This is a genomic window from Mycobacterium sp., assembly GCF_035570115.1.
GTDB lineage: Bacteria > Actinomycetota > Actinomycetes > Mycobacteriales > Mycobacteriaceae > Mycobacterium.
Genome location: NZ_DATMLH010000212.1, coordinates 1 through 23,172, shown reverse-complemented (window position 1 = coordinate 23,172; position 23,172 = coordinate 1). Strand labels below are relative to the sequence as shown.

Below are 23,172 nucleotides of genomic sequence, written 5' to 3'. Positions count from 1 at the left end.
GCGTCATTGTGATTAGTCCACCAGGAATAATCCGCTGCGAACGCCTGGAGACGATGCGGGGAAGTGCCGAGCCCGACGAAGAGCCGGTGCAGCCCGCCAAGCTGGGGGATGGTCGATGGCCTACCAACTGACGTCGTTGGGTATCTCGGTGTTGGCGCTGCTACGGGAGCGCCCGATGCACGGCTACGAGATGTTCCAGACCCTCGTCGAACGTAACGCGGACCGGATCGTGAAGGTCCGGCCCGGGTCGCTGTATCACGTCGTCGACCGGTTGACCGAGGAGAAACTGATCCGGCGGGCGGCGACGGCCAGGGATGGGAAGCGGCCCGAGCGTGTCATCTACGAGATCACCGACGCAGGAGCCGAGGCGCTTGCTGAGCGGGTGTGCCAACTGATCGCAATACCGGTCTATGAGTTCCCGCAGTTCGTCGTCGCACTTGCCGAGGTCAATACCCTGGGTGGCGATTCCGCGGCGAACGCGGTCGATGACCGTGTTGGGGCGCTGGAGGCCCGGGCGGCCGAAATCATGGCGCTTCGCGACGCTGGTGTCACTCCGGGTGGGTATCTGGTCGCATTGGACTACTTGCTGGCAATGATGCAGGCCGAGCTCGCGTGGCTGCGTGAGTTCGCTAGCTCGCTGCGGTCCGGCCAGCTGGAGTCGAGGCGGGCGGCCGGCGAGGTGCGGAGCCAAGGCGAGGGAGGGGTATGACCACGGCGACTGCTCGCGGGCGACCGACGCGCGGACGAACGGACGGCGGCACCCGAGGCCCTGGCGGCGCGGCGGGGACCAAGCGTACGAACTCTGCAAGTCCTTGGGACGCGCTCTGGGCGATGATGGTCGGCTTCTTCATGATCCTGCTCGACTCGACCATCGTGGCGGTCGCCAACCCGAGCATCATGGCCAAGCTCGGCACCAGTTACGACTCGGTGATCTGGGTGACCAGTGCCTACCTGCTCGCTTACGCGGTTCCGTTGCTGGTCGCCGGTCGACTCGGTGACCGGTTCGGTCCGAAAAACCTCTATGTGCTCGGCCTCGCGGTATTCACTGCCGCCTCACTTTGGTGCGGCCTGTCGGGGACCATCGGGATGCTGATCGCCGCCCGGGTGGTGCAGGGCATCGGCGCCGGGGTGCTGACCCCCCAGACGCTGTCGGTGATCACCCGCATTTTCCCGCCGGAACGTCGTGGGATGGCGATGAGCGTGTGGGGTGCAACCGCCGGCGTCGCCACGCTCGTCGGACCGTTGGCCGGCGGTGTGCTGGTGGACGCGCTGGGCTGGGCATGGATCTTCTTCGTCAACGTCCCGATCGGCATCATTGGTCTGGGGCTGGCCGTTTGGCTGATCCCGGTCCTGCCCACGCACAAACACCGATTCGACCTGGTTGGTGTGGGGTTGTCCGGAGTGGCGATGTTCCTCATCGTCTTCGCCCTGCAGGAGGGCCAGCCCAGCGGCTGGGCGCCGTGGATCTGGGCGGTGCTCGTGGCCGGCGTCGGGCTCATGACCGCGTTCGTCTACTGGCAGTCGGTCAGCACCGACGAGCCGCTGATCCCGCTGGACATCTTCGGTGACCGCGACTTCAGCCTGTCCAATCTGGCCGGTGGGGTCGTCGGGTTTGCGGCGACCGCGATGGTGCTGCCGCTGATGTTCTACGCGCAGGCGGTGTGCGGATTGTCGCCAACCCGGTCGGCCTTGCTGACCGCGCCGATGGCGATCACCAGTGGTCTGCTCGCTCCTCTCGTCGGCAGGATCGTCGACCGAGCCCACCCCCGATCGGTGGTCGGTTTCGGGTTTTCGGCATTGGCGATCGGAGTCACGTGGCTCTCAATCGCGATGACGCCGTCGGCGCCGATCTGGCAGTTGGTCTTGCCATTTGTTGCGCTGGGTGTGGGGAGTGCGTTCATCTGGGCGCCGCTGGCCGCCACCGGGATCCGCAACCTGCCGCCGCGCCTGGCCGGGGCCGGTTCCGGCGTCTACAACGCGACCCGTCAGGTCGGTGCCGTGTTGGGCAGCGCCGGCATGGCTTCGTTCATGACGTCAAGGATCAGGTCCCAAATGCCGCCGATGCCCGACGGCGAGGCGCTCGGCCCGCAGGGCGGCAAGGGCGTCGCGTTGCAGCTGCCAGAGTTCCTGCGCGAGCCATTCTCCGCGGCAATGTCCCAGTCGATGCTGCTGCCGGCGTTCATCGCGCTGTTCGGGGTAGCGGCGGCGCTGTTCATGGTCGGCTTCGTCCGCTCGGCGCCTGCCGAAGACCAGCGGCCGCGCGCCGGTGCGCGCGATGGCGGTGTCGGTCACCAGGATGGTGCCGAGTCGCGGACTCGGCGGATTCGGGTGCGGCCCAGCGTTTCACAAGACATTTCAGGTGACCAGCGGGCTGGTTATCTGGTCGGTCATGACGATGCCTTCCAAGGCTTCCGGGACGGCTTCGACGATGACGACGACTACGTCGAATACACCTTGTCGCCCGCGCGCAGTGCCTCACCCGAGCGGCCGCGCGCCGTCGCGCCGACTCGGCCGCGTGCCGATGATGACAAGACCGAACCGTTGCCCCTGCACACCGAGCATCTACGACCAGCTCCGGCCGAGAGCTGGCATAGCGCGCCGGTCGAATCGTGGCGCAGTCTTCTCGATGATCCCGCGCCGTCATCGGAGGCTGAGCCAATCGGATTCGCCCACAATGGTTTCCATGTCGACGACGAGCATTTCCGGCCGATCGAGGAATTCTGGGCACGGCAGCGCGAGTCGGGCACGCGCGGCGAACGTGACAGGAAGTCCTTTGACGACGCCGACAGCGTTGGTGAAACTGTTGACCGCGAACCGCATTCTGGCCCCCCCGCTCCGCGCGGGGAGCACCGGCGCGGTTATCGCCCGCCGGCGCGGCATGAGCGGCGCGACGGCTCAAGCGAACGGGATGCGCCACACAACAGGCACTACCGCTCGGATCCAGACGACACAGCCGACTATGGACGACATTCGTTTCGGGATTAATAGCCGGTTGGCGCAGCGACCCCAGCCGCGGTGTCAGCGGCCGTCAAGGCCAAGAATGCGCCCAGCTCCACCAAACCCGCGGGTGCAGCGGGCAGGTAGTCGGTCAGCGCCTCGGCACGCACGATCACTGCGGCATACTGTGCGCGGCTGACCGCCACGTTCAACCGGTTTCGATTGAGTAGGAACGGAATTCCGCGTGGAATGTCCGCGACAGAGGAGGCCGTCATCGAAATGAAAACCACCGGCGCTTGCGCGCCCTGAAACTTGTCGACGGTGCCGACTCGGACATCGCCGAGATGGGCGGCCGCCAGCCGCTGCCGCAGCAGGACAACCTGCGCGTTGTAGGGTGCCAACACCAGCACGTCGGCCGGCCCCAAAGACCGGGCGCCGTGCTCATCGGTCCATGCCGAGCCGACCAGTAGCAGGATCTGAGCAACGATGGCCTCGGATTCCTCAGCGCTCTCGGTTGAGTTGCCCTCGTGGCGGACAGGAATGACGTGCACCCCGGGCGGGTATCCGTCGAGGTGACGTGCGGCGGTGAGCTCGGCGCGCGACCGCAATCGGCCTTCGTAGGCCAGCGCCGACACGGGTCCGCAAACGGCCGGATGCATGCGGTGCGTGCGGTCCAGGAAGTAGCCACGCTCGGCAGGCAACGTGCGGTGATCTTCGACCAGCCAGCCCAGCGCGGATCCGTCAACCGGCTCCGGATGTGTCCCTTGGCTGACCTGAGGCAGCTGTTGCGGGTCGCCGAGCAACAGCAGGTTCGCCGCAGCCGATGCCACGGCGATGGTGTTGGCCAAACAGAATTGGCCGGCCTCGTCGATAACCAGCAGATCAAGACTGCCGGGCGGAACGCGAGCGGAGTTGGCGAAATCCCATGCGGTACCGCCGATCACGCATCCGGCGGTGCCGGTGATGAATCCCGCATACTCCTGCTCGCCGATCTGTTGCCAGCGGACATCTTCGCGGTCGTATCGCTTCTTGGCCACGCGCAGCGGATCGATGCCGGCATCGATCGCACAGCCGAGCAGATTCTCCACCACGGCATGCGATTGCGCGACGACACCGATGCGCCAGCCGTGCTCGGCTACCAACCGCGTGATGACCCGCGCGGCGGTATACGTCTTGCCGGTTCCGGGCGGTCCGTGCACCGCGACATACGACGAGTCCAAGTCGAGCAGAGCGGCCGTGATGTCGTCGACTATTTCGCCGCTCGTTGGTAGGACCGTGCGGCTGCGGGTTCGAGGCGGGCGGCGCAACAGAATGTCGAGCAGCGCGGTGCGGGGAAGTTGCGGCAGTCCGGCGGCGACGGCGGTGGCCGTCGATTCGATGGAGTCCCGAAGCGACGTGGTCGAAATCGGCGGACCAGGGGTGAGGGCGAACGGCAATTGATCAAAAGTATTGCCGTCCTTAGGGGTTCGCTCAACGACGACCAGATCGGTAGGCACCGTCCAGTCATCGGCCTCGATGACCGAGGCGTGGCCGGCCGCCCGTCGATCAGGGTTGTCGGTCAAGCCGGACGGGGCCGTTGGCTCGTACAGCGCGAAGACGTCGCGGTTGAGTGCGCCGCGGGCCAATTCGCCCGTCAGTTGTATCCGCCGCTGTAATTTGCGCGCACGCGGAGGCCTGTCCCAATCGACGGCGACTGTCGCGTCACTGATCATGAAGACGTCTGTGTCATCGGCCCATTCATCCGACGGGTAGTTCAGCCGGTCGAAATGCGCCCACCAGAATGGCTTGTCCTCGCGGCGATGATAGCCGCGCGCAGCGGACACCAGGGCAACCGCCGTCTGCTCAGGAGTGCGCGCGCCGTCGTCTGTATCTCCGGTGAACCTTTCCAGGGCGGCTGCCAGTGGGTCATGGTGCTCGATGCTTTCGCCATCCGAAACAGGTTGGGCCCCAATTGGTGTGATACCGGATTCGAATGCTCGCATCAGCAGCCAGTCACGCAGTGCACGGGTGGATTGGCAGTCGTAGAGGTTGTAGTCCTCGATCTCCTTCAGCACTGTTGCGGCCTCGTCGGACTGGCCGTTGCCGCGGAGCTGGCAGTATCGCGCGTACTGGGTGATCGAGGCGGCGGCCGTGGTGACATCGCCGGAGCGCAGCTGCGACCCCATGTACAGCGGCTCCAGCGCCTTGAGGCCAAGAGATTCGCTGCCGACGCGAATACTCTTGCGCACGATCGGATACAGGTCGACCAGGGTCCCGCTGCGGAGCAGTTCGTCCACCTCGTCTTCCCCGACGCCGTGGCGTCCGGCGAGGCGCAGCAGCGCCGTCTTCTCGTACGAGGCGTAGTGGTAGATGTGCATTTTCGGGTAGCGCCTGCGTCGCTTGGCCACCAGCGCGAGGAATTCGATCAATGCCTTGCGCTCGTCGCGGCGGTCGTGCGCCCACAGCGGATGGAAAGCCCCCGACCGGCCGCCCCCCAACACGCCGAACAGATATTCCAATCCCCAGTCGGTGCCGTCGGCCGTCCACAGCGGATCACCCTCGAAGTCGAAGAACAGATCCCCGTCATCGGGATTGGGCAGCAGCGCCAACGGCTGCGGGTCGGCCACCTCGAACTGCGGCGTGCGGGTATCACGTTGGCGGACTTGCAGTCTGGCCTGCGCTACCAGCTTGTCCAGCGTGCGGGCCGATAGATCGGCAACCGGTCCGGCATGGTCGGCCAGTTCGGCGAGCGTGCCGATTCCGGCGTCGACGAGCTTGGCGCGCTGACTTACCCGCATGCCCGCGACCAGCAGCAGATCGTCGGTTGCGCGCACCTGCTCCTCGCAGGCCGGGCATCGGAAGCATGCGTGTATCCGCTCGTCCGCCCAGCGCACCGGTGTGCCGTCGGCGTAGTGCTCATCGAGCAGCCGCTGCAATCTCGCCCGCTGCTCCGAGTACACCGGGATGAGCTCGTCGATCCGGTAGCGCACCGCGTTACCGTTGCCGAGCACCAACTCGGCTTCCGGCGATAACGGAATGCCGGAGCGGCCCAGGGTATCGGCATAGGCCGCGATCTGCAGCAGTGCGGTGACCTTCTCCGAGCGGGCCAGCTTGGTGTCGGAAACCCGGTACTGCCCGCCATCCCGCACCAGGAAGTCGGCGAACCCGACGAAGCGGCCGTCGAACATGGTGGCCTGGTACACCACCGGCGCGTTGCCGGCGATCGCCCGTTGGGTTGCCGCGGCGGCCGCGGCGAAACCGGCGACGGTGTATGCCGGTCGGCCGATCACCACCACCCCGTCGCCGAATGCGTCGCGCAGCTGCTCGAGGCGCCGCCGCTCGTGTTCGTCACCGAGAGCGGCGGTGCGCGCTAGTAATTCGTCCTCGACGACGATGCCGGGACCCCGGCCGAGCTTCGCGTCGAAATCCCGTAACAGGGCGTACTCACAGCGAGCGGCTTTCGCCAGATCGGACGCGCTGTAGATGATGCTGTCGCCTGCCATGAACACAGCAGCAACTGTAGGCCGACCCACCGACAGGGACTCTGCTCGCGCGGGCTCCGTCAGTGTCCTGCGTTGGCGATGAGCTCCACTCCGTTGCCGTTCCAGCGGAACTTCACCACACTCGGCAAGCCGATGCCGCCGGAGTATGTCAACGCGATTGTGTCGCCGGTGCACTGCGAGGTGTCGATCCCGTTGAATCCGTAGGTGTCGGGCACTCCCTGCGGCGGTATCAACTTGCCGAGGTGAAACATCACCGCCCGGGTGTTCGGGCTCTCGGCGTTGGTGTTGGCCTTGACGATCACCGCCGACAGCTGCGCGCATTCGTTGTAGTTGCCGGCCAACGGCTCAGGGTTCCACGGCTGCTGGCTGCGGGGATCGCGCGGAAGCTCCGACACTCCTCTGGCGATCGCGGGCGCGGCGAGGTTGACCGCGCAGGGGTCGGGCGCCGCGGAGCTGCTGGTGGGGGCCGCGCTCGGGGCTGGCGGCCCCGGTGCTTGCGGCGCGCCGGTCGCTCCGGCCGTCGTGGCCTGCGGTGTCTTGGCGACGGTCGAGTCGCCCGATCCGCAGCCACTCCCGGTGCTGGCGATCAGTGCGGCCGCGGCCAGCCCAGTCAGCCGCCGGACACCGCAGTGTCGTCTCCACACAAGGTCGCACCGTACCTTGAGCGGTCCTGTCGACGTGGCAGGCGTGGCCGCGCGGCGCCGCACCACGCCCTAGACTTTGTCTTCAAATGGCTTCACCGGACAGCGCCACTGTGACCTTTGCCGACCTGCAGATCCACCCTTCGGTCTTGCAGGCCGTCGTCGACGTCGGCTACGAGTCGCCGTCAGCGATTCAGGCGGCGACGATTCCGGCGCTGATGGCCGGGTCCGACGTGGTGGGGCTGGCGCAGACTGGGACGGGCAAGACAGCGGCTTTCGCGATGCCGATCCTGTCCAAGATCGACACCAGCAGCAAGGCGACGCAAGCGCTGGTGCTGGCGCCGACCCGCGAGCTGGCGCTGCAAGTGGCGGAGGCGTTCAGCCGGTATGGCGCCCACCTGCCCCAGATCAACGTGCTGCCGATCTACGGCGGGTCCTCGTATGCGGTGCAACTGGCTGGGCTAAAACGTGGTGCGCAGGTGGTGGTGGGAACTCCCGGCCGAGTCATCGACCACCTCGAACGCGGAACGTTGGATCTGTCCCGGGTGGATTACCTGGTGCTCGACGAGGCCGACGAGATGCTCAACATGGGCTTCGCCGAGGACGTCGAACGGATTCTGTCCGAGACGCCCGAATACAAACAGGTCGCGTTGTTCTCCGCGACCATGCCGCCGGCGATCCGCAAACTCACGGCCAAGTATCTACACGACCCGACCGAAGTCAGGGTCGAGGCGAAAACCACTACCGCCGAGAATATTTCGCAGCGTTACATTCAGGTCGCCGGTCCGCGCAAGATGGACGCGCTCACCCGAGTGCTGGAGGTCGAGCCGTTCGAGGCGATGATCGTCTTCGTCCGCACCAAGCAAGCCACCGAAGAAGTGGCCGAAAGGCTTCGCGCCCGGGGATTTTCCGCAGCAGCTATCAACGGCGATATGCCGCAGAGCCAGCGCGAGCGGACCATCGCCGCGCTGAAGGAGGGCGGCGCGAAAGGACTAGACATCCTGGTTGCCACCGATGTCGCCGCCCGAGGGTTGGACGTCGAGCGGATATCGCATGTGCTCAACTACGACATCCCGCATGACACCGAGTCGTATGTGCACCGCATCGGGCGCACCGGCAGGGCCGGTCGGTCGGGCGCGGCGCTGCTGTTCGTCTCGCCGCGCGAGCGCCACCTGCTCAAGTCGATTGAGAAAGCAACGCGGCAAAAGCTCACCGAGGCCGAGCTGCCCAGCGTCGAAGACGTCAACGCGCAGCGGGTAGCGAAATTCGTCGATTCCATCACCGACACTCTCGGCGCACCCGGCATCGAGCTGTTCCGCCGCCTGGTCGAAGACTACGAGCGCGAGCACGACGTCCCGATGGCCGACATTGCGGCGGCGCTCGCGGTGCAATCGCGCGACGGCGAAGCCTTTCTGATGTCACCGGAACCACCGCCCGACCGCCGTCCCAAACAGCGTCCGGACAGGCCGGCCAAGACCACCCGCCAAGCGGGCGAGGGCCCGAAGGCGGGGTTCGCCACCTACCGCATCGCTGTCGGGAAGCGACACAAGATTGGCCCGGGCGCGATTGTGGGCGCCATCGCGAACGAAGGGGGCTTGCACCGTAGCGATTTCGGCCACATCACGATCGGACCCGACTTCTCACTGGTGGAGTTACCCGCCAAACTATCTCGCGAAACGCTCAAAGCTCTTGAAAAAACTCGTATTTCCGGCGTGCTGATTAACCTGCAGCCGGATCGAGCTCGAGACAAACCCCGGCATCGTGATGGCGGTGCGAAGCGGCGGGAACGCACGGGATGACCCGAGCCGAGATTGCGGCCGACCAGGGCGGGCTCGAACAGGTTGCCGGGCCGGACCGGGTCGCGTCGCTGACAGGTATTCGCGCCGTCGCTGCCCTTCTCGTTGTCGGGACTCACGCGGCGTACACCACCGGCAAGTACATCGACGGCTATTTCGGCCTGTTCTGTTCCCGGATGGAGATGGGCGTCCCGATCTTCTTTGTGCTGTCGGGTTATCTGCTGTTTCGGCCGTGGGTGAAATCGGCGGCTACCGGCGGCCCGGAGCCGTCCGTGCGTCGCTACGCCTGGCACCGGGTACGGCGCATCATGCCGGCGTATGTCGTCACCGTGCTGTTGGCCTACCTGATCTATCACTTCCGAACGGCCGGGCCCAATTTCGGGCACACCTGGATTGGGTTGTTCCGCAACCTGACGTTGACGCAGATCTACACCTTCAACTACATGAGGGGGTATTTGCATCAGGGTCTGACCCAGATGTGGAGCCTGGCGGTGGAAGCCGCCTTCTACGTGGTGCTCCCGCTGCTGGCCTACCTGCTGTTGGTGGTCCTGTGCCGGCGACAATGGCGGCCGAGGCTGGTGTTGTTGGGCATTGGCGCGCTGGCGCTGATCACCCCGGCATGGCTGGTCATGGTGCACCTCACCACCTCGGTACCCAACGGTGCTCGGCTGTGGCTGCCCACCTACCTGATCTGGTTTCTCGCCGGCATGAGCCTGACGGTGTTGCAGAGAATGGGGGTGCGCTGTTACGCCTTCGTCGCGCTACCGCTCGCCGTAATCTGCTACTTCATCGCTTCTACGCCGATTGCGGGAGATCCGACGACATCGCCGCTTGGCCTGTCGCAAGCGCTGTACAAAGCGGTGTTCTACGCGGCGATTGCGGCGCTGACGGTGGCGCCGGTGGCGCTGGGCAACCAGGGCTGGTACTGCCGTTTCCTCGCGACCCGGCCGATGGTGTGGCTTGGGGAGATCTCCTACGAGATCTTCTTGATCCATTTGGTGACAATGGAATTCGCGATGGTTTACGTGATGCAGGATCACGTTTACACGGGTTCGATGGTTGGGCTGTTTGTGGCGACGGTGGTGATCACCATTCCGCTGGCATGGTTACTGCATCGCTTTACCCGGGTGCGTAGCTGACGCCGTTTGTTCTACAGGCACCACGATCGGGACGACGAATTCCTCGACCATCGCCTGCTCGTCGGCCACGTCGCGGCCCGGGAAGATCAGCAGCGAGGTGATGACCCGGACCAGCCAGCGACCTCGGCTTTCGACGATCGCCGGGTCGTCGGCGCCGAGCGAGTTGACGAAAGCCGCGGCCAGCGCGGTGATCACGTCGGATTGTTCGGCCAATTCACCGCCGATCGGCGGCTGTGTGGTGGCAAACCACGAGGCGAGCGCGGGGCTTTCGCGGACCAGGCGAAGGGTGGTGGCGATGCCCGCGCTGAGCCGCCGGCGAGGGTCGGCGATCCCGCTGATTTGCTCTTTGATCGCGTCGTAGAGCCGATAGGTCTCGCGGTGGACGTACGCGTTTCGCAACACGTCGCGGTTTTCGAAGTAGCGGTACAGGGTCGCGCGGGAACAGCCTGCGGCCTTGGCGATCTCGTTCATCCCCACCGAGCCGGGATCGTGGCAAGTGAACAGTTCCTCGGCGGCGTCGAGAATACGATCGGCGGCCACCTCGGTGCGGCGCTCCGAGAGCCAGTCATTGGCCGCCATCAGGATGTCACCCGGAACGGGACCGACAGCGGACGCCGCACATAGCTTCCTCCCGCCCACCCGATGTCAGCCTCGTCGACGTCGAAATCTGGGCAGCGCGAAAGCAATTCGGTCAACGCCACCCGCGACTGCATGCGGGCGGCGGCTGCGCCCAGGCAGTGGTGGGCGCCGTGGCTGAACGTCAGGATGTTGCGTGGGCAGCGCCGCACGTCGAGGTCTGCGGCGTCGGGTCCGTACTGCCGCTCGTCGCGGTTTGCCGACCCGTACAGCAGCAATACCCGGCGGCCGGCCGGGACGGTGGTGCCGCCGATTGTGACGTCGCGGGTGGCGGTGCGGGTCAGACCCTGTACCGGTGACGTCAGCCGCAGCAGCTCGTCGACAGAATCCGCGATCAGGTCCGGATTCTCGGCAAGCACCCGCCGCTGGTCGGGACGCTGGTGCAGCAGTTGCACCGAGCCGCCCAGCATGCCGGTGGTGGTGTCGTTTCCGCCGGTGACCATCGTGAACGTGAACGCCAGCACCGATAGCGTGCCGGCGATGTCGCCGTCGGCGCCGACTCCGGCCGCGACCAGGTGCGAGATGGTGTCGTCCTCTGGTTCGTGCCGGCGTCGCCCGATCAGCTCGGTGAAGTAGGCCATCATCGAGCCGACCGCGTCGCCCACTGTTTCCAGCGCGCCGCCGATGCCGCCTGCGCCGGTGTTAGCCGCCACGATCGCGTCAGTCCACCCGTCGAACTTGGCGCGGTCTTCTTCCGGGACGCCGAGGTAATGCGCGACGACCATCGACGGCAACGGCTTGAACAGCTCGGCGACGATGTCGCCGCCGCCGTTGGCACGCAGCCGCTCGATGCGCTCGACGACGAACTCGCGCACCTTGGGCTCCACCGCCTCCACCTGCCGCGGTGTGAAACCACGCGAGACGAGCTTGCGGAACTCGGTGTGTACCGGCGGATCTTGCATAACAAAGGGCGGATTGTCTTGTAGACCAATGAGTTCCAGCTCGCCATAGTTGACGGTCAGCCCCTGCGCCGACGAGAACGTCTCATGGTCGCGGGCCGCCGCCCAGATGTCGGCGTGCCGGGACAGTACGTAGTAGTCGTGGTCGGGCCTGGCTTCCGGCACCACGTGGTGCACCGGGTCGTGGTCGCGTAGCGCACGGTACAACGGCCACGGGTTGGGCCAGGTTTCGGCGGTCGCCAATTGAAATCGAGGCTCGTGAGACAGAGTCGCTGTCATGTCTTATTCGTACGACAATAATTCATATGTGTCAATACCCGGGCCGCGCCTTCATGCGTACACAGGTCAGTGGCGGCCTGGGCGGCGAAGAGCGCGTCCCCGCGGGGAATGCCGCGAGAGGCGAGCGCCGCGGCGACGGCCGCGGCCGGCGTGCTGTCGGCGGTCATCGAGGTCGCTCTGGTCGGCGACCCCGACGGAATTGCGGTGGTGGACAGCGCGCCGGGCCTTGCCGACATCTCAGGCGCCCGCTGCGCCGCCCGGTTCGCCGACTATGCGAAGTTCATCCGGGCCCTCAACGAACGAGTGGCACCGCTGATCCGGGTGATGGAGCAGGCAGCCTCCAGCGAGCCCGCGCTCAAGGAATTGCGCAGCCGGCTGCGCGACCTTCAGAGTGCCGACTGCAGGCATTGGATCGACCAACTCGGCCCCCAGTCGTTGCGACCCGGCCTGTCAACCCAACAAGCGGTCAACGTGATGTCGATGATCAACACGCCGTATGTGTATTCACTGCTGACCGTCGACGGGGACATGAGCGCCGATGATTACGAACAGTGGCTCGGCCACGCGCTGCCTCACCTCCTGCTCAAGCCCGAGCTGCTGAGCGATTAGTCATGCAGGGCAGTCCGACGGAAGCATTGCCTCTGAACCCGATGCCGACACGCGGGCTCGGGAGATTCTCTCGACCGCGATCGGTTACGCCTACTGGTGGAGCGTCGAGCCCGATTCGACCTGCCCGCCGAACTCACCCGATGGGCGGAACGCCTTGAAGCCCAACTGCGCTCACCGACCGACGCTCGCGTGGACTGATGCTGCCGGTTCGTGACTGATCACCACCTTGCCGAAGCGCGCCCCCGCCCGGAAATGGGACAGCGCAGCGCGTGCCTCGCTGAACGGGAAGACGCGATCGATCACGGGGTGCATTTGATGTTGGGCTAGTACACGATTCATATCCTCGAAGTCGCTGCGACTGCCCACCGCGATCGAGCGCAATGTCGCGCCATTCCAAAAGAATTGCATCAAGTCGATTTCTTCGCCGGACGGGGCGAGATTGCCGATGAGAGAGATCCGACCGCCATAGGCGAGAGCTCGTGACGACTGCGCGAGCGATCCAGCGCCGCCGATCTCCACCACGAGATCTACACCACGGCCGCCAGTGAGCCGCCGCACTTCGGCACCCCAGTCCGGTCGATCGACGTAGTTCAGGACATCCTGGACACCGAGTTCACCGAACCGAGTGGCTTTCTCCGCGCTCGACGTGGTCGCGATGACGCGGGCACCGGCAGCGACGGCGAACTGTGCGGCAAAGATGGAGACACCGCCCGAACCCTGAACGAGCACCGTATCCCCGGCCCCCACCCCCGCTAGTGCGGACCACGCGGTAACTCCGGCGCATGGCAACGTAGCCGCTTCCTCGAAGCTGAGGTGGTCAGGTATGCGTAGCAGTGCTTGCTCGCTGACCACTAAGAATTCGGTCAGCCATCCGTCCAGCTCAAGTGCGTACGTCGGGGCGTGACCGCGCCTGACACCTCCGAACCACATTGGATGGAAGCAATTGACGACGCGATCGCCCACCTGAAAGCGTGTCGCGCGCTCGCCGACCGACTCCACCACGCCAGCCCCATCCGATAGCGCAATCTTGCCCACTGCGGCGCCCCCGTCGATGACCTGATCGAGGAGGATCCGATCGCGCGCGTTGAGCGAAGCCGCTCTGATCCGAACTAGCACTTCGCCCGCACCCGCGACGGGCACGGGCTCTTCGACGAGGTCGACCGAGGATGCGTTGTTGATTCTGAACGACTGCATACCCAGAGCGTATGGATTCCGAGCTGGACGATCGATAGCATATCGTCCGTGATTGATACCCCATCGTCCACGAGCCGATTCATGGATCCGTTTGACGACGTGCTGGCCACGATGGACATCGAGAACTCGAGATACATCCGCGTGCAGTCGCGGGCACCGTGGGGTATTTCGTTTCACCCGAGGGACGCCGCGCACCTGATGATGATTGCTCGGGGCTCGTGCTGGCTGACGATGACGTCCGCCGATTCGCCCGTCCGACTGAACACTGGTGATTGCTACCTTATGCAACCCGATTGTGATTTCACGTTGCAGCACCGACTGGGTGATGACGTAGTGAGCTGCGAAAGAGTACTCACCGACTACGACGTCACTCACGGCGGCGAAGGTGAGCTGACGGAGGTGATATTCGGACGGTTTCCCGTCGATACCGACGTTGCCCAGCCTCTGTTTGCGCGGCTGCCTCCGCACGTCCGCTTGGATCTAGACGGTCCGTCGTGCCGAGCCGTAAAAGCAACGTTCGACCTCCTGGCACAGGCTACGGCGACGGGCGGCATCGGCACGCACCTCATCGTTACCCGTCTCGCCGACATATTGTTCGTTCAGGCGCTTCGCGCGGTGCACGCCTCGGCAATCGATGGAGAGGCCGGTTGGCTCAGCGCACTTCACGACCCGCAGATGGCACGGGCGATGCGCGCGATGCATACCGACATCGCGCGCCGATGGACAGTTGACGCGCTGGCACGAGAGGCACACATGTCGCGCTCTGCCTTCGCCGCGGCGTTCAAGGCCAAAACGGGCGACACCCCACTGGGCTACCTGGATTCATGGCGAATGTATCGCGCAAAGGCACTGCTTCGGGATACCTCGCTGAGCCTGCAGCAGATCGCCAGCCAGATTGGCTACCAGACGGGTACCGCACTAAGCCGAGCGTTCGCCCGTCACCACGGCGTCGCGCCCGGCGCCTGGCGCCGTCATCACCAAACGATCCGGAAAGACCGCGGATGAGGTCTGCGCCCGGTGTCCTTTGGCTCTGAATTAGTTGCACCACAACAGGGTTAGGAGGGGTCAGTGTCCCTTCGGCGACGACAGCATGTCCTGCCACGTTTGGTGTTGATTGGCATCGCGCGCCAGGTTGGCCTGGGTGTAGGTCTCGCCGTCGGGCCCGACATAGGTACAGGTGGCGGGGTCTTACTTGGCTACCGCGAGCGGTGCAGGCGGTAATGCGGTGGAATTTGGTGTGCCCGGCGGCAATTGCGGGATGGCTTGACCGGACGTGGTCGCGTTCGGGTCGCCCTTCCAGTTGTAGCCGTCGTTGAGCGGGACGTAATTCGACAGAAGCCAGATGACATCTCCTGGCTCGAAGTGACGGCTGGTCGTATGGACCTGTCGCTCGGTGCTGTTGCCCGCGCACTGGACCTTCCCATCGCTACCCGACCAGTTTGGATCAGGTGGCATTCACCCGACCAGCTCGAGGCCATAGAGGCGGCGACGGGTGTGTCGTCGAGCATGCGCAATTCATCAACGTGCATCGGCGTCCGATACGTTAAGTGAATCGATTTCTGAAGATCGTGCATTTTACGCATGCTCCGCTCAATGGTTATGTGACTGATAGAAAGCCCACCAGCCTTCAGGGAGGAATCAGTCATGCGCTACACCAAACTCGGGTCAACGGGCCTGGAGGTCTCGTCGATCGCGCTGGGCGCCATGACCTATGGCGAGCCGGGCCGCGGATATCCGGCCTGGTCACTGACTGAAGAGGACAGCCGCCCGCTAATCGAGCACGCCGTAGAGGCCGGTATCAACTTCTTCGACACCGCCAACTGGTATTCGCTGGGCTCCAGCGAGGAGATCCTCGGGCGGGCGCTAAAGGATTACGCCGACCGCGACAACGTGGTCGTGTGCACAAAGATTCGCCACGCCATGCGCCCTGGCCCGAATGGTCAGGGGCTATCCCGCAAGGCCATCATGGCCGAGATCGATCACAGTTTGCGCCGGCTGGGCACCGACTACGTGGACATCTACATGATCCACCGGCCGGACTACCAAACACCGGTGGAAGAGACCCTGGAAGCCCTTCACGACGTCGTCAAGGCCGGCAAGGCCCGCTACCTCGGCGCATCTTCGATGCGGGCCTTTGAGTTCGCCAAGGCCTTGCATCTGCAGCACCAGCATGGCTGGACCCGATTCATCACCATGCAAGACCACTACAACCTGGTGGCCCGCGAGGAGGAACGCGAGATGCTGCCGCTGTGTGCCGACGAGGGCGTGGGCACGATGGTGTGGAGCCCGCTGGCGCGCGGCCGGCTGGCTCGCCCATGGCAGGCCGCGGCGACCAACCGATCAGGGTCCGACCCCGCAGTCGACTTGCTATACACCGACCAGACAGCCGATTCCGACCGCGCCATCATCGACGCCGTTGGCGATATCGCCGCGTCTCACGGTGTTTCCCGCGCCACGATCGCCCTGGCGTGGCTGCACCATCGCTCGGTGGTGACGGCCCCGATCGTCGGGGCCAACACGATCGCGCAGATCGACGACGCAATTGCCTCCGTCGACATGGAACTCAGCAATGGCGAACTCGATCAACTCGAATGGCCCTACACACCACGCGACAACCTCCAAGGCCTCGACGATGACCACACTCGCCGCGTAAGAACTCAATCGCCGGCCCTCCTCCCACAACACTGACTGACGATGAAGAGCGCATGGCAACCATGGGATTAGATGTGCGCCTCATCGAGGCATCGATCGAATCAATGTTGGCCCCCCGCCGCGCAATCCGAACCCGGTTGGTGTGTTCGCCGTATTGGCGATGAGCACACAACCAAATCGGCGCAAATCGGGCTAAAGCAGGGCTGGACGCGACACTTCGACGCGAGCCCAAATACGCACCGAGAAAGGAACCGCGATGCGCGTCATGCGTGCGGCACTGATCACGATCGGCATCATCCAAATTCTCTTTGGAGCAACGCTTCTCGTCAGACCGGCCACTTTGCAAACATTGCTTCACCTTCAGCCCGCCGCCCCGGCCTGGGTGAACTACATATTGGCGATGTCGGCGGCCAGAATCATCGGCTACGGCGTCGGCATGTTCGTCGCGGCGGGTGCACCCTGGCGCCATCGGGTCTGGATCAACACCATGATCGCCATCCAGGCCGTCGACTTCATCGCCACCGCAGCCTATCTGGCCAACGGTGTCCTGCCGCTCGGGCACGTCGCGGCCGGGCTCGTGCTCCCATGGCTGTGGATCGCCGTGCTCGGCTGGGCCCGCCGGCGGGCACCCACCGCACCTCCGCGGATATCACCACCGGAGTCATCGAGCCCAACCAGGCACCTCTGATGCGCGCGGCGAAGCAGATCGTACGGACGAGGACCGTTTTCTCCTGGCGGTTCGTGACACCGCTGCTTGCAGGCTCGGCGCTCAACCCAATCAACTCCTCGCTGATCGCCACCGCGCTGGTGCCGATCGCCGCCGCGCTGCACGTGCCGGTGGGACGCACGGCAGTCCTAGTCTCCGCGCTTTACCTGACGACCGCGATCGCCCAGCCGACCGCCGGGAAACTGTCGGAGGAATTCGGGCCGCGGCGGGTATTCCTGGGCGGGATCCTTACCGTACTGGCCGGCGGGGTGGTGGGCGGGCTGAGCGGAAACCTGACCACTTTGGTGCTGGCTCGGGTTCTGATCGGGGTGGGCACATCCACCGCCTATCCCTCGGCGATGTTGCTAGTCCGGCGCCAAGCCGAACACGCCGAGATGGACGAGCCGCCCGGGCCCGTGCTGGGCGGCCTGGTGATGGCCGGCACGGTAACCGCGGCCGCCGGGCTTCCCCTCGGCGGCGTGCTGGTCGACGCCTGGGGGTGGCGAACCACGTTCTTGGTCAACATCCCACTCGCCATCGCGACCCTTGTAATGGCCTTGATGTGGATCCCGCCCGACCCGAAGACCGGTAGATCGATCACGCTTGGCCGCATTGTGGCTCGCATCGACCTGGCCGGCATCGCCGGTTTCGGCGCGGCCATGGCTGCGTTTCTGGTGTTTCTGCTGTCGTTCCCGCACCCGCACTGGATCGCGCTGGGCCTGGCTGTCCTGTGCGGAGCCACGCTGGTGTGGTGGGAGATGCAGGAGCGTCGTCCGTTCTTCGATGTGCGCTTGCTGGCCGCGAACCTGGCATTGACGCTGACCTATGTGCGATTCGCCCTGACCATGCTGTGTGTGTACACCGTTTTTTACGGCATCACCGAGTGGGCTGAGGCAGGCAGGGGAGTTTCCGCCCGAGAGGCCGGACTGCTGCTGCTACCCATGAACGCGCTCGCCGTTCTGCTCGTCCCACTGATCTCCCGACGCAAGCTGGTGCGCGTGCCGCTGATCATGTCGGCGTTCTCCTGTCTGGCGGGTTCGTTTGGGCTGCTTTTTCTTAGCACCAGTACCCCGATCGTCGGCATCGTGGGTGTCACCCTGCTGTTCGGGATCACCCTCAGCACCACCAGTATTGGGAATCAAACGGCCCTCTACACTCACGTCACCGCCCACCAGATCGGCACCGCCGCCGGCTTGCTCCGGTCCTTTGGTTACCTCGGGTCGATCGCCTCCGCCGCAATCATCTCCGTGGTGTTTCATACCCGTGTCGATGACCACGGCCTACACGTGACCGGCTGGGTCATGATCGCCGTCAGCCTCGCGGGGCTGCTTGCACTGTTGACGGACCGCAGCATCCTCCGGCGGGGCCGTGGCGCGCGTACGCAAAGTTTGCCGCAATGAACTCGGGATCAAACGAACTGAAGGCGTGGATTTCGAGCCGCGCAAAGGGAGGTAATTGAATTGAAACTGGGATATAAGGCGTCGGCGGAGCAATTCGGGCCGCGTGAGCTCGTCGAGCTGGCGGTCGCCGCCGAAGGTCACGGCATGGACAGCGCAACGGTTAGTGACCACTTCCAGCCGTGGCGGCACGAGGGCGGCCACGCGCCGTTCTCGCTGGCCTGGATGACCGCGGTCGGCGAACGCACCAAGCGAATCACGTTAGGCACCTCGGTGCTGACCCCGACGTTCCGGTACAACCCGGCCGTCGTGGCGCAGGCCTTCGCCACCATGGCTTGTCTGTATCCGGATCGGATCTTTTTGGGCGTGGGTACCGGTGAGGCGCTGAACGAGATCGCCACCGGATACCAGGGTGACTGGCCGGAGTTCAAGGAGCGGTTCGCCCGGTTGCGCGAATCGGTGCGGTTGATGCGCGAGCTGTGGCGCGGTGATCGCGTCGACTTCGACGGCGAGTACTACCGGCTCAAAGGAGCCTCGATTTACGACGTGCCCGAGGGCGGGGTGCCGATCTACATCGCGGCCGGCGGCCCGGCGGTGGCCAAATACGCCGGACGCGCCGGCGACGGTTTCATCTGCACGTCGGGCAAGGGTGAGGAGCTCTACAAGGACAAGCTGATGCCGGCGGTCTTAGAAGGGGCAGTGGGTGCGGGCAGATCGGTCGGCGACATCGACAAGATGATCGAGATCAAGATCTCCTATGACCCCGACCCGAAGCTGGCGTTGGAGAACTGCCGGTTTTGGGCCCCGCTGTCGCTGACCGCCGAGCAGAAACACAGCATCGACGACCCGATCGAGATGGAGAAGGCCGCCGACGCGCTTCCGATCGAGCAGGTCGCCAAGCGCTGGATTGTGGCTTCGGATCCCGACGAGGCCGTCGAAAAGGTCGGCCAGTACGTCACGTGGGGCCTCAACCACTTGGTGTTCCACGCGCCGGGCCACGACCAGCGCCGATTCCTGGAGCTCTTCGAAAAGGATCTCGCGCCACGGTTGCGACGGCTGGGCTGACCCGACATGCCGGACGGCGCGAAGACTTCGGGGCCTTTGACGTCACCCGGGTGCTGTTGGTGTGTGGCTTTTGGTGAAGGCCGCGAAGCGTTTAGCGGCTGGCGAGATATCACGCCTGCGTGCCCAGACCAACCCGACGGGATGTTTTGCCTGTGCATTGGATAGGGGGATGTAGACCGCCATCGGTTCGGCGTGATTCGGGCGCGGTTCGGGCACTATCGCGACCCCCAGACCGGCAGCCACGAATCCTTCGATGGTCGGCAGTGAGGTTACTTCGAGCGCAACCGGTGGGCTGATGTGCTCGGCGGCCCACAATTCGTGGGTAACGGCGCCCAGCATGAACGGGTCTGTGGCGACAATGAATGATTCGTCGGCGGCCTCGGCGAGACGGATCCTGCGCCGGTGGGCGAACCGGTGGTTGTGGGGCACCGCAAGGCATAAGCGCAAAGTGGTGAGCGCGTGCCAGCCGAACTGGTCACCGTCGGGACGCGGACCGGTGATGGCTAGGTCAACTTGCCCATCCGCGAGAAGATCGACGACTTGGTGGCCTGCGGCCTCGCGGAGATCGAAATGCACCCGGGGCGCTTTGCTGCGGAATCGGCGCAGCAGGTCCGGAACCAACCCAGTTGCCACTGAGCGCACAAACGCCAGTCGCACGGTGCCGCCATCGGGATCGCGTAGTGCGGCGATCCGCTCACTAGCCCAGCGCATTTCGGCCAGCCCGCGTCGTGAATGCTCCAGCATGATGCGACCGTAGGCGTTGAGCTGTATCCGACGATGCAGCCGATCGAAGAGCGGCGCGCCGACTTGGTGTTCGAGACGTGCTAACGCTCGCGACAGCGTGGGTTGGCTGACGTTGAGTTTGGCTGCGGCATCGGTCATGTGTCCCGTTTCGGCCAGCACCACAAACCAGCGCAATTCGTCAATGTACATACGACAAACGATACGCTGAACGAATCGATGTCCGAAGATCTTGCATTTTACGCATGGCTTGCGGAGTGGTTATGTGGGCAATGAAAGCACGCTGCAGTTGCCTACCCTGACCGCCAACTAAATGAAAGGACTCGAAGCATGACGCCAGCAAGCAGGCCAATCCGAATTGCAGCTCACCTACAGTTGCAGCATGCCGACTATGACGCGATCCGCCGCGCTGCCCAAGAAGCCGAAAATATCGGCGTGGACATCGTTTTCAACTATGACCACTTCTTCCCACTCGACGGTGACCCGGACGGCAAGGTTTTTGAATGCTGGACCGTGCTGGGTGCCTGGGCGGAATCCACCAGCCGCGTCGAGATCGGGGCCCTCGTGAGCTGCAACGCATACCGCAACCCAGACCTGCTGGCCGACATGGCCCGCACCGTTGACCACATCAGCGGCGGACGGCTTATCCTCGGCATTGGCTCAGGCTGGTGGCAAAAGGACTTCGACGAATACGGCTACACTTTCGGCACCGCGGGCCACCGCCTCGATGAACTTGCGACGGCGATGCCGCGAATCGAGCGGCGGCTCGCCCGACTCAACCCTCCACCGACACGCAAGATTCCCGTGCTAATCGGCGGGGGCGGCGAAAAGAAGACACTGCGCATCGTTGCAGAGCATGCCGATATCTGGCACGCTGTCGGCGACGAGGACACCCTGCGCCACAAGGGGGAGGTGCTCGAAGCACATTGCCGGGCGGTCGGGCGCGACGTGAACGACATCGAGCGTTGCGGTCTCATTTTGGCGTCTCCCGCCGTCACGGCCGACATGGCGGAGAACTTTGCGAAACCCGATGAGCTCCGCGAGCTTGGGTTCACGTTATTCACGTGGACGATTGGTGGACCGAACTACGATCTCGAGCCCCTGCGGGAGTGGATCCGCTGGCGCGACAAATATAACGGTTGATGGTTTCCCGGTTGCGTTGCAGCGGTTTTGGAGCCGTCCGAGATCCTGCACAACCGTGCGATTAGGATCCGCCACGAAGATGACAAAAACTCGTCCGCCATTTTGATGAGAATTCTGCAAACGCGCAGCTAGAGGCGTCGTCATCCGCCACGCAGTTTGAGAACCTACAGCGGGTGTAGGTTCTCAAACGAGATGGCAGACTTCTCACAGGAATGGCAGAGCGATGGCAAATCTGCCACGTAAATGAGAAAGTAGTTAGGTGCTCTAGGGGATCCGGGTAGCTTCAGGGCTCCGTTCCCACGCGAAACTGGGTTAGCAAGGCTTCGGCCGAAGGTCCAAAGTTGGTTTGGCCTCCGACCTGAAGGACGGCTTGAAGTCCGCTCCGAGTGCCCCACTCCCGAATTAGGGTCGTCACGACTCGCTCATCGCACGCCAGAGTCGTTGCGCTGCTGGATAATCCGGTGATGCCGACACCGACCGGCAGCGGCCGATCCCGTGGCCCGCGTTTCTGACGGTTACGTGTCACTGACTGCTGCGACGATCTCAAAGAGTTCCGTCAGCCCGGCTTCGGCGAGCCCCGTCTCGACAGGGTGTCCGTGCACCCCGATAAGGCAGAACGAGATATCGGATTCGCCGGCTTGCGTCGCCGCGGATACCAGGGCATCGATTCCCTCGGCGTCGATGCGGTTCACCCTGGACAGATCGAGCGCCAATAGTGCCGGCGATCGGTTCAGTTCAGTGGCCACGACCCGGCGCATCGTCGCGCTTGCTCCGTGGAGCAGGTCACCGCTCACATGTATGACGCTCTTGTTCGTCGGGGATCGCTTCACGTCGACGGTGACGGAGCAGGTTTGTGTTTGTCTTCCCTCCGCTGGATCGTTCACTTCACCCTCCCGGTGCGCATCTTTGTGGCGTCAGCGGAATCCATCGATGGCAGTGGGATTAGCCACTGAGGCCAGATTTGCATGGAGCTAATAGTGGGAAGCTGGGGCTCGGCCCCACACTGGCCCGGCGGATCGAAAAACACCGTTGAGGGTAGGCACGCTGGAACAGCATGCGGGCGCGGCAAGAGTGCTCCTCCGTTGCTTCTTCCGAAGTGCGTTCCCTAGTGCGTATCGACCTGTGAGGCCGAACCGGCCTGGCGAGATTGCATCTGCGGGTCCGATTCGGTGTGACCGACGAAGTGCGAACGTTAAGTGTCGGCCTGATCGGGCCAGTCTGGATCTACGACGGGAGGTAACGCGTGACCCATCCGTCGGGTATTCCGGTGTTCGAACGGTTCTTCCGCTCGGTCGCAAGTATCAAGATCGACAAGAACGACGTACGTCGCTTTCGGGAGTTCGTCGACGAGCAGATCGATGATATTGCCATCGCCGGACGCAACTCGGCCAAGTGGAACGGGCGTGACGTGATTGTGGCGCAGGACCTTCCGATCACCAAGGGCGTCCAGGAACGAATGCGCGAGTTCGACAAGCTCGAGGAGGCCGAGGAGATCCGCGAGCTGCTGCGCCAGGTGGTGCGGCAACCACCTGGGGACGTTACGTTCGCCGAGGCCACCGAGCAGCTGCTGCCAGAGCTGTTCGGCGGGTTGAGCATCGCGCTGGCCCGGTCGTTTCGCGTAGTGGACCCGACGGTCTCCAACCCGTCGACTGAGCACTGGAACCGGGCGTTCACGCTATTCCGGCTGGTGTACTGATGTCGACGGTCCCCACCTATCAGTGAATCTGGCGACGGCTCACCCTAGAGGTCCGTTGCCGCGGGTTTCCGGTCAGCCATCAGGGTTCAGGAATCGCCACGCCCGTGTCGCGGCGTGCAGGTTGAACCGGGTATCGACCTTGCGGAGGTCGTGGCCGGTG

At 64.4% G+C, this 23,172-nt stretch carries 19 protein-coding genes and 1 pseudogene; 12 read left to right on the top strand and 8 right to left on the bottom strand.

Annotation, left to right across the window (positions count from 1 at the left end):
• Positions 1-115 precede the first annotated feature (115 nt).
• Positions 116-709, top strand: a complete 594-nt coding sequence (locus tag VNW74_RS19185; protein WP_325679652.1) for a PadR family transcriptional regulator — start codon at positions 116-118, stop codon at positions 707-709.
• Positions 706-2,985: an MFS transporter gene (locus tag VNW74_RS19180; protein WP_414686724.1), complete on the top strand. Its 2,280-nt coding sequence runs from the start codon at positions 706-708 to the stop codon at positions 2,983-2,985. Before VNW74_RS19185 ends, VNW74_RS19180 begins: the two co-directional genes overlap by 4 nt.
• On the opposite strand, the gene VNW74_RS19175 is transcribed toward VNW74_RS19180, so the two are convergent.
• Positions 2,982-6,425: a TM0106 family RecB-like putative nuclease gene (locus tag VNW74_RS19175; RefSeq protein WP_325679650.1), complete on the bottom strand. Its 3,444-nt coding sequence runs from the start codon at positions 6,423-6,425 to the stop codon at positions 2,982-2,984. The genes VNW74_RS19180 and VNW74_RS19175 overlap by 4 nt on opposite strands.
• A gap of 53 nt (positions 6,426-6,478) precedes the next feature.
• Entirely contained in the window at positions 6,479-7,063 is a 585-nt protein-coding gene (locus tag VNW74_RS19170) for an LppP/LprE family lipoprotein (protein WP_325679648.1), read from the bottom strand.
• 86 nt (positions 7,064-7,149) lie between these two features.
• Between VNW74_RS19170 and VNW74_RS19165 the strand changes: the two genes are divergently transcribed.
• Together VNW74_RS19165 and VNW74_RS19160 are read left to right on the top strand one after the other, a co-directional pair.
• On the top strand, positions 7,150-8,859 hold the full coding sequence (locus VNW74_RS19165; RefSeq protein ID WP_325679646.1) for a DEAD/DEAH box helicase: 1,710 nt from the start codon (positions 7,150-7,152) through the stop codon (positions 8,857-8,859).
• Positions 8,856-9,995, top strand: a complete 1,140-nt coding sequence (locus VNW74_RS19160; RefSeq protein WP_325679644.1) for an acyltransferase — start codon at positions 8,856-8,858, stop codon at positions 9,993-9,995. The genes VNW74_RS19165 and VNW74_RS19160 overlap by 4 nt, the downstream gene beginning before the upstream one ends.
• Here VNW74_RS19160 and VNW74_RS19155 read toward each other — a convergent pair.
• Positions 9,963-10,574 carry a TetR/AcrR family transcriptional regulator gene (locus VNW74_RS19155; protein ID WP_325679642.1) on the bottom strand — a complete coding sequence of 204 codons (612 nt, stop codon included), beginning with the start codon at positions 10,572-10,574 and terminating at the stop codon, positions 9,963-9,965. The genes VNW74_RS19160 and VNW74_RS19155 overlap by 33 nt on opposite strands.
• The gene (locus VNW74_RS19150; RefSeq protein WP_325679641.1) at positions 10,574-11,809 is read right to left on the bottom strand and encodes a cytochrome P450; all 1,236 of its coding nucleotides are present in this window, start codon (positions 11,807-11,809) and stop codon (positions 10,574-10,576) included. The genes VNW74_RS19155 and VNW74_RS19150 overlap by 1 nt, the downstream gene beginning before the upstream one ends.
• A 108-nt stretch (positions 11,810-11,917) precedes the next feature.
• Here VNW74_RS19150 and VNW74_RS19145 point away from each other — a divergent pair, with 108 nt between their 5' ends.
• On the top strand, positions 11,918-12,418 hold the full coding sequence (locus tag VNW74_RS19145; protein ID WP_325679640.1) for a hypothetical protein: 501 nt from the start codon (positions 11,918-11,920) through the stop codon (positions 12,416-12,418).
• A gap of 171 nt (positions 12,419-12,589) precedes the next feature.
• On the opposite strand, the gene VNW74_RS19140 is transcribed toward VNW74_RS19145, so the two are convergent.
• Positions 12,590-13,612 carry an NAD(P)-dependent alcohol dehydrogenase gene (locus tag VNW74_RS19140; RefSeq protein WP_325679639.1) on the bottom strand — a complete coding sequence of 341 codons (1,023 nt, stop codon included), beginning with the start codon at positions 13,610-13,612 and terminating at the stop codon, positions 12,590-12,592.
• A gap of 48 nt (positions 13,613-13,660) precedes the next feature.
• Here VNW74_RS19140 and VNW74_RS19135 point away from each other — a divergent pair, with 48 nt between their 5' ends.
• On the top strand, positions 13,661-14,617 hold the full coding sequence (locus VNW74_RS19135) for an AraC family transcriptional regulator (RefSeq protein ID WP_325679638.1): 957 nt from the start codon (positions 13,661-13,663) through the stop codon (positions 14,615-14,617).
• A gap of 183 nt (positions 14,618-14,800) precedes the next feature.
• Here the strand turns inward: VNW74_RS19135 and VNW74_RS31925 are convergent.
• Positions 14,801-14,938 (bottom strand): annotated as a pseudogene (locus VNW74_RS31925) (hypothetical protein); the annotation flags it as partial.
• A gap of 318 nt (positions 14,939-15,256) precedes the next feature.
• Between VNW74_RS31925 and VNW74_RS19125 the strand changes: the two are divergent.
• The 4 genes from VNW74_RS19125 to fgd all read left to right on the top strand — a co-directional run bounded on the left by VNW74_RS19125 (position 15,257) and on the right by fgd (position 19,432).
• Positions 15,257-16,300 (top strand): aldo/keto reductase, encoded by a 1,044-nt coding sequence (locus tag VNW74_RS19125; RefSeq protein WP_325679636.1) that lies wholly within the window; start codon positions 15,257-15,259, stop codon positions 16,298-16,300.
• A gap of 220 nt (positions 16,301-16,520) precedes the next feature.
• A complete protein-coding gene (locus VNW74_RS19120) occupies positions 16,521-16,952 on the top strand; it encodes a hypothetical protein (RefSeq protein ID WP_325679634.1) in 432 nt (143 codons plus the stop codon).
• A 53-nt stretch (positions 16,953-17,005) separates the two neighbouring features.
• A complete protein-coding gene (locus VNW74_RS19115) occupies positions 17,006-18,370 on the top strand; it encodes an MFS transporter (protein WP_325679633.1) in 1,365 nt (454 codons plus the stop codon).
• 54 nt (positions 18,371-18,424) lie between these two features.
• A complete protein-coding gene (gene fgd / locus VNW74_RS19110; RefSeq protein WP_325679665.1) occupies positions 18,425-19,432 on the top strand; it encodes a glucose-6-phosphate dehydrogenase (coenzyme-F420) in 1,008 nt (335 codons plus the stop codon).
• A gap of 42 nt (positions 19,433-19,474) precedes the next feature.
• Here the strand turns inward: fgd and VNW74_RS19105 are convergent, their stop codons facing one another.
• A complete protein-coding gene (locus tag VNW74_RS19105; protein WP_325679631.1) occupies positions 19,475-20,365 on the bottom strand; it encodes a LysR family transcriptional regulator in 891 nt (296 codons plus the stop codon).
• Positions 20,366-20,503: 138 nt separating this feature from the next.
• Between VNW74_RS19105 and VNW74_RS19100 the strand changes: the two genes are divergently transcribed.
• The gene (locus tag VNW74_RS19100) at positions 20,504-21,316 is read left to right on the top strand and encodes an LLM class F420-dependent oxidoreductase (RefSeq protein ID WP_325679629.1); all 813 of its coding nucleotides are present in this window, start codon (positions 20,504-20,506) and stop codon (positions 21,314-21,316) included.
• Between the two features lie 515 nt (positions 21,317-21,831).
• On the opposite strand, the gene VNW74_RS19095 is transcribed toward VNW74_RS19100, so the two are convergent.
• Complete coding sequence (locus VNW74_RS19095; RefSeq protein ID WP_325679664.1) at positions 21,832-22,146, bottom strand: STAS domain-containing protein; 315 nt, start codon at positions 22,144-22,146, stop codon at positions 21,832-21,834.
• 413 nt (positions 22,147-22,559) lie between these two features.
• Here VNW74_RS19095 and VNW74_RS19090 point away from each other — a divergent pair, with 413 nt between their 5' ends.
• Complete coding sequence (locus tag VNW74_RS19090) at positions 22,560-23,012, top strand: DUF1931 family protein (protein ID WP_325679627.1); 453 nt, start codon at positions 22,560-22,562, stop codon at positions 23,010-23,012.
• The last annotated feature ends 160 nt before the right edge of the window (positions 23,013-23,172 follow it).